Source organism: Bradyrhizobium sp. Kon58 (genome assembly GCF_055807455.1).
Genome location: NZ_JBVVOT010000252.1, coordinates 1 through 335, shown reverse-complemented (window position 1 = coordinate 335; position 335 = coordinate 1). Strand labels below are relative to the sequence as shown.

Genomic DNA, 335 nt, shown 5'->3' with positions numbered 1-335 from the left:
GGCGAACTCCTACACGTTGCGATTACACTCGATCACTTGTTAAAAATCGTAGACGAGCGCACATACAGAACTTACAAAAGATATGCAATTGAAGATCTGATGAAAGCTTATAGCTGTAAATCAATCGTTGATCTACCACAACGCCTGCTGGAATCTGATCACCCTATCGAACTAATTGCTCATCTGTGTGCAAACACCTGCAATCTGGTAACAATTGAACTATTACCTGGCATGACGAGTTCTAAGAAGTCAAGACAGACTAGGAGCGATCTACTCAAAGCATTGGCAAAGCTGAAGCCGCCAATGGAAGAGCTATACATCCAAGAAGCTATTCA

1 protein-coding gene is annotated in these 335 nt (G+C 42.4%); it reads left to right on the top strand.

Annotated features, from left to right (window positions below; genetic code table 11):
* Positions 1-99: 99 nt before the first annotated feature.
* The coding region (locus AC0L20_RS40345) for a hypothetical protein (protein ID WP_473295724.1) at positions 100-335 on the top strand (236 nt) is incomplete at its 3' end.